At 71.9% G+C, this 11858-nt stretch carries 11 protein-coding genes; 6 read left to right on the top strand and 5 right to left on the bottom strand.

Annotation, left to right across the window (positions count from 1 at the left end):
- Nucleotides 1-36 precede the first annotated feature (36 nt).
- Together AC4BGB_RS17100 and AC4BGB_RS17095 are read left to right on the top strand one after the other, a co-directional pair.
- Nucleotides 37-858: an HAD family hydrolase gene (locus AC4BGB_RS17100; RefSeq protein ID WP_490548120.1), complete on the top strand. Its 822-nt coding sequence runs from the start codon at nt 37-39 to the stop codon at nt 856-858.
- Nucleotides 855-3416, top strand: a complete 2562-nt coding sequence (locus AC4BGB_RS17095) for a glycoside hydrolase family 65 protein (protein WP_490548119.1) — start codon at nt 855-857, stop codon at nt 3414-3416. Before AC4BGB_RS17100 ends, AC4BGB_RS17095 begins: the two co-directional genes overlap by 4 nt.
- 4 nt (nt 3417-3420) lie before the next feature.
- Here the strand turns inward: AC4BGB_RS17095 and AC4BGB_RS17090 are convergent, their stop codons facing one another.
- The gene (locus AC4BGB_RS17090; RefSeq protein ID WP_490548118.1) at nt 3421-4503 is read right to left on the bottom strand and encodes a WD40/YVTN/BNR-like repeat-containing protein; all 1083 of its coding nucleotides are present in this window, start codon (nt 4501-4503) and stop codon (nt 3421-3423) included.
- A gap of 52 nt (nt 4504-4555) precedes the next feature.
- Here AC4BGB_RS17090 and AC4BGB_RS17085 point away from each other — a divergent pair, with 52 nt between their 5' ends.
- The 4 genes from AC4BGB_RS17085 to AC4BGB_RS17070 all read left to right on the top strand — a co-directional run bounded on the left by AC4BGB_RS17085 (nt 4556) and on the right by AC4BGB_RS17070 (nt 7645).
- Nucleotides 4556-5101 (top strand): helix-turn-helix transcriptional regulator, encoded by a 546-nt coding sequence (locus tag AC4BGB_RS17085; protein ID WP_490548117.1) that lies wholly within the window; start codon nt 4556-4558, stop codon nt 5099-5101.
- 113 nt (nt 5102-5214) lie between these two features.
- The gene (locus AC4BGB_RS17080; RefSeq protein ID WP_490548116.1) at nt 5215-5433 is read left to right on the top strand and encodes a hypothetical protein; all 219 of its coding nucleotides are present in this window, start codon (nt 5215-5217) and stop codon (nt 5431-5433) included.
- Nucleotides 5434-5553: 120 nt separating this feature from the next.
- On the top strand, nt 5554-6474 hold the full coding sequence (locus AC4BGB_RS17075) for an alpha/beta fold hydrolase (protein WP_490548115.1): 921 nt from the start codon (nt 5554-5556) through the stop codon (nt 6472-6474).
- Between the two features lie 22 nt (nt 6475-6496).
- Nucleotides 6497-7645, top strand: a complete 1149-nt coding sequence (locus AC4BGB_RS17070; protein WP_490548114.1) for a PQQ-dependent sugar dehydrogenase — start codon at nt 6497-6499, stop codon at nt 7643-7645.
- Nucleotides 7646-7652: 7 nt separating this feature from the next.
- Here the strand turns inward: AC4BGB_RS17070 and AC4BGB_RS17065 are convergent, their stop codons facing one another.
- The 4 genes from AC4BGB_RS17065 to AC4BGB_RS17050 are packed head-to-tail and all read right to left on the bottom strand — an operon-like array spanning nt 7653 to nt 11806.
- Nucleotides 7653-8474 carry an ECF transporter S component gene (locus AC4BGB_RS17065; protein ID WP_490548112.1) on the bottom strand — a complete coding sequence of 274 codons (822 nt, stop codon included), beginning with the start codon at nt 8472-8474 and terminating at the stop codon, nt 7653-7655.
- Nucleotides 8471-10054: an ABC transporter ATP-binding protein gene (locus tag AC4BGB_RS17060; RefSeq protein WP_490548111.1), complete on the bottom strand. Its 1584-nt coding sequence runs from the start codon at nt 10052-10054 to the stop codon at nt 8471-8473. Before AC4BGB_RS17060 ends, AC4BGB_RS17065 begins: the two co-directional genes overlap by 4 nt.
- Nucleotides 10038-11156, bottom strand: coding sequence for a CbiQ family ECF transporter T component (locus AC4BGB_RS17055; protein ID WP_490548109.1), 1119 nt, complete (start codon nt 11154-11156; stop codon nt 10038-10040). Before AC4BGB_RS17055 ends, AC4BGB_RS17060 begins: the two co-directional genes overlap by 17 nt.
- A complete protein-coding gene (locus AC4BGB_RS17050; RefSeq protein WP_490548107.1) occupies nt 11153-11806 on the bottom strand; it encodes a hypothetical protein in 654 nt (217 codons plus the stop codon). The genes AC4BGB_RS17055 and AC4BGB_RS17050 overlap by 4 nt, the downstream gene beginning before the upstream one ends.
- Nucleotides 11807-11858: the final 52 nt, after the last annotated feature.

The raw sequence follows: 11858 nt of genomic DNA, 5'->3' as shown, positions 1-11858 counted from the left end.
CTGCGCCGATCGCCCCGCTGGTCATAGCCTGATTGGGTGACCCCACCGACCGACGCCCCCGACGGCGATCACGGTCCAGTCGTCGACTGGGCCGACTACGACGCCATTCTCTTCGACCTAGACGGCGTGGTCACCCCCACCGCCGAGGTCCACATGCGTGCCTGGGCGGAGATGTTCAACACCTTCCTCGAGGAGTACGCCGAGGCGCACCCGGACACCGACGCGGACCTGGCTCCCTACACCGACGCCGACTACTTCGCCCACGTCGACGGGAAGCCCCGCTACGACGGGGTCCGCGACTTCCTGGACTCCCGGGGCATCTCCCTGCCCGAGGACGGCGGCTCGGACGACGAGCCCACCGTGACCCGGCTCGGTGACCGCAAGAACGATGCGTTCAACCACGTCCTGGAGCGCGACGGTGTCGTCGCCTACCCGGGCTCCGTGGCCCTGCTCGACCACCTCCGCGACCTGGGGATCCCGCTCGCCGTGGTGTCGAGCTCGGCCAACGCCCCCGCGGTCCTGGACTCGGCCGGGCTCGCCGACCGCTTCGCCACCGTCGTCGACGGCCGCGTCGCCACGGAGCTCGGCCTTGCCGGCAAGCCCGCCCCCGACACCTTCCTGCACGCGGCCGAGGTGCTCGGCGCCACCGCCGCCGGGTCCGTGGTGCTCGAGGACGCCGTCTCCGGCGTACGCGCCGGACGTGCCGGCGACTTCGGCCTGGTGATCGGCGTCGACCGGGGTGCGGGTGTGCAGACCCTCACCGACGCAGGTGCCGACCTCGTCGTGGCAGACCTCGCGGAGACGGTCCCCGGCAAGAGCCCCGACACGGTCCCCGACACGAGCGGAGCCCGGGCGTGAGGACCCGCCACGTCAACAGCGACCCCCTCGACCGCGGACGGTTCCCGGTCGACCCCTGGCGGCTCGTCGAGCTCAACTACGACCCCGAGGACCTCGGCGTCACCGAGACCCTGTTCACCGTCGCCAACGGCTACCTCGGCATGCGCGGCAACCCCGAGGAGGGCCGCGACGCCTTCGCCCACGGCACCTTCATCAACGGCTTCCACGAGACCTGGGAGATCCGGCACGCGGAGGCGGCCTTCGGCTTCGCGCGGACCGGCCAGACCATCGTCAACGCCCCGGACGCCAAGCTGCTCAAGCTCTACGTCGACGACGAGCCGTTGACCCTCGGGACCGCCGACGTGGAGCACTACGAGCGCTCGCTGGACTTCCGCGACGGCGTACTGCGGCGCTCCCTGATCTGGCGCACCCCCTCGGGCAAGCGGGTCCGGGTCGAGTCCACCCGGATGGTCTCGATGACCCAGCGCCACCTGGCGGTGCTCACCCTCGAGGTCACCATGCTCTCGGGCGACGCCCCCATCGTGATCTCCTCCCAGCTGCTCAACCGGCAGGACGGCAAGGACGAGTACCACGACACGGTCCAGCCGATGGGCGATCAGGTCGATCCCCGCAAGGCCTCCGGCTTTGAGGGCCGGGTGCTCGTGCCCCGGATGCACTACGCCCGCGAGGACCGGATGCTGCTGGGCTACCAGTGCACCAACTCCCTGATGACGATCGCCGTGGCTGCGGACCACCACCTCGAGACCCCCGACGACTGCGAGACGATCCTCAGCGACGACCCCGACCTCGCCAAGAGATCCATCCGCGTCGACGCCAAGGAGGGCAACACCATCCGCCTGGAGAAGACGGTGGCCTACCACACGTCCCGGGGCGTGCCGGTGCGCGAGCTCTCCGACCGGTGCGACCGGACCCTGGACCGGGCTGCGCGCCACGGCGTGGAGCACTACCACCAGGAGCAGCTGGACTGGTACGAGCGCTACTGGGCTGCCACCGACGTGGAGATCGACGACGAGGTGCTCCAGCAGGCGATCCGGTTCAACCTGTTCTCCATTGCTCAGGCGAGCGCGCGGGCCGACCAGCAGGGCGTCCCCGCCAAGGGGGTCACCGGCTCGGGCTACGAGGGGCACTACTTCTGGGACAGCGAGATCTACGTCGCGCCGTTCCTGAGCTACACCCAGCCCGACGTGGCGCGAAACCTGCTCCACTTCCGCACCCGGATGCTCCCCGCTGCGCGGCACCGCGCCCGCGAGATGGCCCAGGCCGGAGCGCTGTTCCCGTGGCGCACGATCAGCGGCGAGGAGGCCTCGGCGTACTACGCGGCCGGCACCGCACAGGTGCACATCGACGCGGACGTCGCCTACGCGCTGACCCAGTACGTCGCGGCGACCGGCGACTGGGGCTTCCTGGTCCGCGACGGGATCGACATCCTCGTGGAGACCTCCCGGATGTGGGCCGAGCTCGGCTTCTGGCGCAGCAACGGCACGCCCTCGTTCCACATCCACGGGGTCACCGGCCCGGACGAGTACACCACCGTGGTGAACAACAACCTGTTCACCAACGTGATGGCTCGCTTCAACCTCGAGCAGGCCGTGGAGGCACTGGAGCGGATCCGCGAGGAGCACCCCACCGAGTACGCGCAGCTGGTCACCCGCCTCGACCTCGACGACGACGAGATCGAGGAGTGGCGCGCGTGCGCGAAGGGGATGGCGATCCCCTTCGACGAGGGCCTCGGCATCCACCCCCAGGACGACTTCTTCCTCGACCGCGAGGTCTGGGACCTCTCCCAGACCCCCGACGAGCTGCGGCCGCTGCTGCTGCACTACCACCCGTTGGTGATCTACCGGTTCCAGGTGCTCAAGCAGGCCGACGTCGTCCTCGCGCTGTTCCTGCAGGGCGACCGGTTCACCGCCGAGGAGAAGCGCGCCGACTTCGAGTACTACGACCCGATCACCACCGGCGACTCCACGCTCTCGGCCGTGGTCCAGTCGATCATCGCGGCCGAGGTCGGCTACCACGAGGTCGCCCACGACTACTTCCTGCAGGCGCTGTACGTCGACCTCGCGAACCTGCACGGCAACACCGTGGACGGCCTCCACGTCGCTTCGACCGGCGGCGTGTGGAGCGCGCTGGTCTTCGGCTTCGCCGGCATGCGCGACCGCGACCGCACCCTGTCCTTCGACCCGCGCCTGCCCGCCTCGTGGCCCCGGCTGCGGTTCCCGCTGAAGTGGCGCGGCTCCCAGCTGCGTGTGGAGCTGACCCAGGACGAGATCGCGTTCACCGTGGCGTCGGCCGGGGAGCCGGAGGGGGTGGGGCTCTCGGTGCGCGGCACGGAGTACGTCGTCACCGTCGAGGAGCCCTTGCGGGTGCCGCTGGAGCACCAGGGCGACCGCATCGACGGACTGCTCGGGGACAAGCCCATCCTCGGTGGTACCCGTGCCGACGGCACCCGGATCACCGCGGGTGTCCCGGAGCCGATCGACTTCGACGACCTGGGCGGCGACCTGGGGACCGATACGGCAGCGGCTCCGGTGGAGGTGCCCCCGGTCCCGCACGTGTGAGGGCTCAGAGGGCGGCGGCGCGCAGCGTCATCACGTCGGGGAGGTCGGAGACGACCTGGCTCCAGGACTCACCGCCGTCGGCGCTGCCCCAGACCGCGCCGTTGCGGGCACCGAAGTAGATCCCGGAAGCGTCGTGGGCGTCGGGCCACATCGCGTCGCGCATCACCGCGACGTAGAAGGAGTCGGGCAGGCCCCGGTCCAGCTCCTGCCAGCTCTCCCCCGCGTCCCGGGACCGCCACACGCGGGCCCTGCCCCCCGGCGGGTAGCGGCCCGCGCCGTTGCCGATCGGGAAGACGTAGACGGTGTCGGGCTCGTGCGGGTGCACCACGATCGGGAAGCCGAAGTCGGAGGGAAGGCCCTCGGCGATCGAGGTCCAGGAACCGCCCTCGTCGTCGGAGCGGTAGACCCCGCCGTGGTTCTGGAGGAACAGCCGCTCCGGGCGTGAGGGGTGCCGGGTGACCTTGTGCACGCACTGGCCGAACTCCGGGTACTGCTGGTCCTCGGGCAGGAAGTCGGCCCGGATGCCCTGGTTGCGCGGCGACCACGACCCGCCCCCGTCGGTGGTCTGGTAGACCCCGCCCGTGGAGATCGCGACGGTCACCGAGTCGGGGTCGGTGGGGTGCGGCAGGATCGTGTGGAACGCCTGGCCGCCGAAGCCGGCCCCCCACTGCGGGCGGTGCGGGTGGTCCCACAGTGCCTGCTCGAGGGCGAACGTCTCGCCCCGGTCGGTGGACTTCCACACCGCGCCGGGCTCGGTGCCGGCGTACACCACGTCCTCATCGGCTCCCGGGGCGAGCTGCCAGATGCGCTCCACGCTCGCGTCGGTCCCCTCGGGGAAGCGGACCCCGCCGTCGGCCGACTCGTGCCAGGTCTCGCCGAGGTCGTCGGAGTGGCGGACGCGGGGACCCAGCCACATCGAGGACGCACCGGCCAGCAGCCGGGGCGTCGGGCCGCGGGTGTCGATCATGCAGGAGTAGACCTCCTCCATGTCGAAGTGCGGCCCCGTCCAGGTCCAGTCGGTCCGCGCTGCGTCGGAGCGGCCGATCCACAGCCCCTTGCGTGTCCCCACCATCAGCACCGTCTGCACCAGAACCCCGCCTCTCGCATATTCCTATTAGGAATAGTAGCCTGACCCCACCATGGGTCAAGACCTGCCGGTGACGGCGTACGCACTGCTGGGGCTGCTCACCTTCGGCGACTCGCTGACCGGCTACGAGCTCAAGCAGCGCGCCGACCGCACGTTGCGCTACTACTGGGTCTCCCCCGCGATGAGCCAGGTGTACAGCGAGCTCGAGCGGCTGCACGCGCACGGCCTGGTACGCCGGTCGGGGGACGGCCGCACGTCGTCGTACGAGCTGACCCCGCAGGGTTCCGAGGCCCTGACCCGCTGGCTGCGCGACTCGCCCGTCGGCTTCCCGGTGCTCAAGCACCCCGTCGCGCTGCGCCTGCTGCTCGGCGCCCTGGTGGAGCCGGCCACGGTCACTGCCATGCTGCACGAGCACCTCGAGGCCCTGGAGCGCGAACGAGCCGACCTCGAGCAGGTGCGGGTCTCGCTGCGAGGGGTCGACCGCGACGGGGAGGCGTTCCGCTACCCGGCGCTCGTGGCGGACTGGGGGCTGTCCTACTTCGAGCACGAGCGCACGATCATCGAGGACCTGCTGCAGCGGATCAAGGACGGCGCCTGACCGGCGTTGTTCACACACTTGTCACACACCTGAGACCTCTCGGACTCCCCCACTGCCTAGCGTCTCGTTAACGACGTTGAGCACACAGCGCGGAGCAGCCAGGGGAGATGCACATGAACCAGATACTCGACTCGATGATGCGGCCCGTGACCAGGTGGGCCGAGCACAGCCAGCAGCAGGCGTGCCGCAACGCGATGGTGGCCTCCACCACCCTGGCCGAGGTGCGGGCCGAGTGGGACGACGCCCAGGACTACGTCGAGACCACGCTCGCCCGGCGCAGTGCGAGCTTCGGCGAGGCCCACTCCCGGCACCGCGTGGCCCGGCTCGGCTGAGCCCACCGCGCGGACCGGGGCCGCGCGGCACCTCCAGCATCCGAGACGTGCCCGCTCGCCTGTTGGTGATCTCGCGCACGAACCCGCGCGGCCGCCCGGGGCCTGGGGCACAATCCCGCCATGGCTACCCCCGCGCCCCTGCACCTCGCGCCGTCGGACGACGACGGCCTGGCCCTGCGCTACTACACCGTGACCAGCGCGGACGGCACCGAGCTGCAGGCGTGGACCAACGACGCGGACGGGCCCACGGTGCTGTTGTGCAACGGCCTCGGCACCAACCCCTACGCCTGGCCGGCCCTGCTCGAGCCCGGGTGCGGAGTGCGGGTCATCTCCTGGAACCACCGCGGCACCGGGGAGTCCGAGCGACCGAGCGACCCCGAGCGAGTGGGCGTCGAGGCGTTCGTCGAGGACGCGGTAGCGGTGCTGGACGACGCGGGCGTGGACGCCTGCGTGGCGATGGGCTGGTCCATCGGGGTGAACACGATGTTCGAGCTCGCCGTCACCCACCCGGAGCGGGTCACCGGCCTGTTCGCCGTGGGCGGGGTCCCGGGCGACACGTTCTCCTCGATGGGCGCCCCGATCCTCGTGCCGCGAGTGCTGCGCAAGCCGATCGCGGTCAACGTCGTGCGCGGCCTCAAGCTGGCCGGCAAGCCGCTCACCGCGGTCGCCTCCCGGCTGCCGATCGGGCCGACGACCTACCGGGTGCTCTCGCACTCGGGGTTCATGCTCTCGATGCCGGACCCCGAGCTGGCCCGGCACGCGATCCGAACGTTCCTGACCACGCCGATCGACTGGTACATGCACCTCGCGCTGCACTCCTCGCTGCACGGGCGGGTCTCGCTGCGCGACATCGCGGTGCCCACCAGCTTCATCGCCGGCAAGTACGACATCCTCGCCTCCGCGCACGACATGTCGACCGCGGCCGCACGGATCCCCGGCGCCACCTACACCGAGCTGCCCGCCACCCACTTCATCGCGATGGAGCGTCCCGACGAGGTGCACGAGGCACTGCTCGAGCTCCTGGACCGCGTGTCCCAGTAGGGGCGCTGGCTACGCTCGCGAGATGTTCCGGCTCGCCTCTCCCCTGGTCCTGCTCACGTTGCTCGTCTCCGGGCTCATCTTCGGGCTCGCCGGCTGCGGTGCCGACGAGGAGCCCCGCGCCGGCGACACGCCTGCTCCGGACCCCGGTTCGTCGAGCAGCACGTCGCCGTCGGCCAGCGCCACTCCCTCCGCGCCGCCGAAGGTCTCGGCCCGGCCGAAGGTGATCGGCACGGTCGCGGAGAACCTCGAGGCCCCGTGGGGGATCGCGTTCCTCCCCGACGGTACGGGCCTGGTGACCGAGCGGGACAGCGGCAAGGTCTTCACCGTCGGCGGCGGCAAGGTCGACCAGGTGGGCACCGTCGACCAGGCGGCACCCAACGGGGAGGCGGGCCTGCTGGGAGTGGTGGTGTCCCCGTCGTACGCCGAGAACCAGCAGGTGTTCCTCTACGTCTCCACCGACGAGGACAACCGCGTCCTGCGCACCACGCTGCGCGACGGGAAGCTCGGCGCGCTGAAGCCGGTGCTCACCGGCATCCCGCTGGGCAGCAACCACGACGGCGGCCGGATGATCTTCGGGCCCGACGGGATGCTCTACGTCTCCACCGGCGAGGCCGGCCAGCGCGACCTCGCCCAGGACCGCGACTCCCTCGGCGGCAAGATCCTGCGGATCACCCCCGAGGGACGGCCGGCGCCGGGCAACCCCTTCCCCGGATCCCCCGTGTGGAGCTGGGGCCACCGCAACGTCCAGGGACTCGCCTTCGACGACGAGGACAACCTGTGGGCCTCGGAGTTCGGCGACAGCACCTACGACGAGCTGAACCTGATCGAGAAGGGCCGCAACTACGGCTGGCCCGTGGTCGAGGGGATGGGCAGGGAGCCCGGCATGACCAACCCGCAGGTGACCTGGTCCACCGACGAGGCCTCCCCCTCGGGGCTGGCGTTCCTCGGCGGGCGGCTGTGGCTGGGCGCCCTGCGCGGCGAGCAGCTGTGGCGGGTGGACGTGAACGGGAAGAAGGCGAGCGGCGAGAAGGGCTTCCTGGTCGGCAAGTACGGCCGGATCCGCACCGTGGCCGCCGCCCCCGACGGCAACCTGTGGGTGAGCACCTCCAACCGCGACGGTCGCGGTGACCCGGCCGAGCAGGACGACCGGATCCTGCTCGTCCGTCCCTGAATCCTGGTCAGGCCTGGTTGACGCTGGCCCGTCGTACGGCGCGGCGCAGGGTGGCGAGCACGGCGGGGCCGAGCAGCACCAGCGCGATCGAGTTGGTGATCGCCCGCCCGGTGTCCCAGCTGCCCGTCGAGGTCAGCAGGGTGTAGATGCCGAAGCGGTGGAGGTTCTCCAGCAGCGGCGCTCCGGGCACGAACGAGATTCCCCCGGTGTGCCCGGGGAGCTCGATGCCGAGCAGGAACGGCCAGCTCGACATGTTCATCGCGAGGCCGAAGGCGTAGGCGGCCACGACCCCGTAGGCGATCAGCATCGCGATCTCCCAGCGTCCGGTGACCCGGCGCGGCAGCAGCCCGGCGCCCATCCCGACCCACGCCGAGGCGAGCATCTGGAACGGTAGCCAGGGGCCGACCCCGCCGGTGAGCAGCGCCGAGGCGAACAGCGAGGTGCAGCCGAGCACGAACCCGAACCCGGCCCCGAAGACGCGCCCGCCCAGGATCAGCAGGAAGAACACCAGCTCGACCCCGGCCAGGCCGGCGCTGAGCCCTCGCATCACCGCGTTGATCGCGGTCAGCACCCCGAGCATGGCGAGGACCTTGGAGTCCATCCCGCCCTCGGTGAACTCCGCGAGGCAGACGAGGATCACCACCGGGAGGAGCAGCACGAACACGAACGGCGCCTGGACCGAGCGCCCGTCCTCGCCCACCCTGACCAGCAGCGGCCACACGAACATCAGCACCCCGGCCAGCGAGGCGATCCCCAGCACGAGCAGGGACCTGGGTCGCAGCGGCACCGCCGCCGACGCGCGTGAGGTGATCCGGAGCGTGGCGCTCACCGCAGCGCCCCTGCCGCGACCACCTGGTCGACGGTGAGCCAGCCCGGCCCGAGGACCTTCTGCACCTGGGGCGCGAACGCCGGCGACTCCGCCACCACCCGTTCGGTCGGGCCCTCCGAGACCACCTCGCCGTCGGCGAGCACGACGACCCGGTCGGCCACCTGGGCGACGAACTCCACGTCGTGGGTGGCCACCAGGACGGTCCGGCCGTCGGCCTTGAGCGAGGCGAGGATCTCGCCCAGCGCGGCCTTGCCCGGGTAGTCGAGGCCACGGGTCGGCTCGTCGAGGAAGATCACCCGCGGCTCCGCGCACAGCACGACCGCGAGCACCAGCGCGAGCCGCTGTCCCTCGGAGAGGTCACGTGGGTGCAGCGTGGGATCGATGCCGGGTGCCAGCCGGTCCAGCAGCGCGCGAGCACGTCCGGGCGCGGCCGCGTCCCGGTCCGCGGCGGCACACTCCTCCTCGACGGTCTCGAGGTAGAGCAGGTCGGCCGCCGTCTGCGGCACCAGCCCGACCAGCCGCCTGCGCGCCGGCGCGGAGAGCTCGGCGGGGTCCTTGCCGAGGACGGCCACGGAGCCACCGCTGCGCTTGCGGCTGCCCTGCAACGCCCACAGCAGGGTGGACTTGCCCGACCCGTTGCGCCCCATCAGCGCGACGACCTCGCCGGCGTCGAGGTCGAGGTCGACGCCGCGGACCGCCTCCTGCCGCCCGTAGCTCACCCGCGTCCCGCGGGCGGCGAGCAGCCGCTCCCTTGTCCTGTCCGGGCTGGGTGTCGGGGCCGGTGCGTGCAGCTGAAGGGGTACGGCGCGCCGGCGGGCGTCGCGCACGCTCAGCGGCAGCGGTGACCAGCCGGCCCAGCGACCGAGCTCCACGATCGGCGGCGCCACGGGCGAGTCCGCCAGCATTTGCGCGGGGTCACCGGCCACGATCCGGCCACCCTCGACCAGCACGATCCGGTCGGCGAACGGCACCACCCGCTCCAGCCGGTGCTCCGCGAGCACCACGGTGACGCCGACGTCGTGCACCAGCCGGGTGAGCGTCGCCAGCACGTCCTCGGCGGCGGTGGGGTCGAGCGCGGAGGTGGGCTCGTCGAGCACGAGGAGGCGCGGGTGCATCGTCAGCACCGACCCGATGGCGACGCGCTGCTGCTGTCCTCCCGACAGGGTCCGCAGGTCGCGGCGGCGCAGCTCGGCGATCCCGAGCAGGTCGAGGGTCTCCTCGACCCGGCGGCGCATGGTGGGTGCGTCCAGGCCGAGCTGCTCCATCCCGTAGGCGAGCTCCTCCTCGACGGTGTCGGTGACGAATCCTGCGGTCGGGTCCTGGCCGACGTACCCGACGAAGTGGGCGCGGTCGCGGGGCGGCAGGTGCAGGATGCTGGCGCCGTCGAGCAGGACGTCGCCGGTGAGCCGGCCACCGGTGAAGGTGGGCACCAGCCCGTTGAACACCCCGAGCAGGGTCGACTTGCCCGCGCCCGTGCGGCCCGCGACCAGGACGAGCTCGCCCTCCTCGAGGGTCAGGTCGACGTGGCTGAGCACGGGGTCGCCGTGGTAGCCGAAGGTCAGGTCACGCAGCTCCAGCACCGGCCACCTCCTCGACGCGGGTGACCGACTGCGACTGCAGGGGCTGCGGCGCCACCAAGGCCGCGACGAGCCCGAGGCCCACGACTACGAGCATGCCCGCGCTCATCGCCGGGACGGTGTCCAGCGCGGGGTGCAGCAGCGCGTCACCGCGCAGCGCGCCGAGCACCCCGGCGGCCACGGCGAGTCCGCTCCCGGCGACCAGCAGCTCCTCCGGGCCCCAGTGGTCGGGGCGGTACCGGGTGCGGCGTACCCGACGGCCTGCGGACCAGAAGCCACCGGCCGCGAGCGCGATGCCGCCGAGCAGGCCGGGGACGGCCAGCCACTGCGGGGCAGTCTGGTCGAGCAGCGCGTAGGTGCCGACGCAGATCCCGGCGAGGCCGGCGATCATCAGCGCACCCGTCGTACGCCGCTGCCCACTGGTGAGCTCACCGGCTCGCCCGTAGCCGCGGGAGTCCATGCCGGCCGCCAGGGACATCGACCGCTCGAGTGCGTCCTCCATGACCGGCACGACGATGCCGCGCAGCCTCCCGATGCGACCACCCGGGACGCCGCGGAGCTGGCGCGCCGCACGCACCCGGCCCAGGCTGTCGGCCATCTGTGGCAGCAGCGCCACCGCGACCACGATGGCGGTACCGATCTCGTAGAGCGCCGGCGGCATCGACTTCAGCAGCCGCTTGGGGTTGGCCAGCGAGTTCGCGGCACCGACGCAGATCACGATGGCCGCCAGCCGCATCCCCTCGTAGAGACCCGCCAGCACCGACTCCAGGGTCACCGTCCCGAGCAGCCGGATGCCCGCGACCCACTCCGGCAGCGGGATCTCCGGGAGCTCCAGGAGGACGAAGGTCCCCGCGCCGCCGCCCAGGAGCACCCGGAAGAGCACCCGGATGCCGATGATGACCAGCCCGAAGACCAGGTAGAGCCGGAACGACCGGGACCACGGGTGGTCGGACTTGCGCAGCGACACGGTGAACCCGGCGACCGCCACCAGGAGCAGCAGGAACAGCGGGTTGGTGGTCGCGGTCGCCGCGGCGGCGAGGCCCAGCGCCCAGAGCCACCAGGCTCCGGGGTGCAGGTCCCTCGCCGGCCGGGACGTGGTGGTCATGCTCCCTGGCGCCGCCGGGTCACCATCATGGCGCCCACTCCCGCCGCGAGAGCGACCACGCCCAGGATCGGGACCCAGACCGGAAGACCGTCGTCCTCATCGGACTCGCTGGACTCGCTGGACTTCGCGGCCGGCTCGGTCTCCGCGCTCTGCGGCGCCGCCGCACCCGTGGGCTCGGCCCCCGGTGACGCAGCCACCCGCGGGAACGCCGGCTTCTCGGAGGTCTGCCAGGCGAAGCCGACGTAGTCGCCGTCCTTGACCTTCAGCTGGTCGGCGCCGGTGGAGGCGTAGTCCCACTTCCCGTCGGCTCCCACGAACAGGCCCCAGTAGGCGTTGCCCGGCGGCATGTCCTGGCACTTGACGTCGGCCGGCAGCTTGTCGACCTGGCAGGCGACGCCGGGGAAGGCGCCGACGGGGGTCAGGTCGAAGCCGGCCTCCTCGAAGACCGCGGTCGCGGTCTTGCCCGCGCCGTCCTGGACGCACTCCTGCTGGACGCCGTCACCGATGCCCTGGAAGTCGACGACGACGTTGACGCCGTCGCCTTCGCAGTACCCGGCTGCCTGCGCCGGGGCGGCGGTGAAGCCCACCCCTGCGAGGACGGAGAGGAGGAGTACGACCAGGGATCGCCCGGGGTACGTCGTGATGTTCATGGTGGTCCTTCCCGCTGCAACAGCGGGAGCGACTGCCACCAGGACAGGGCCA

Source organism: Nocardioides sp. Z30_9, assembly GCF_058215735.1.
Note: the sequence above shows the minus strand (reverse complement) of the source record. Positions and strands in the feature narration are given on the sequence as shown.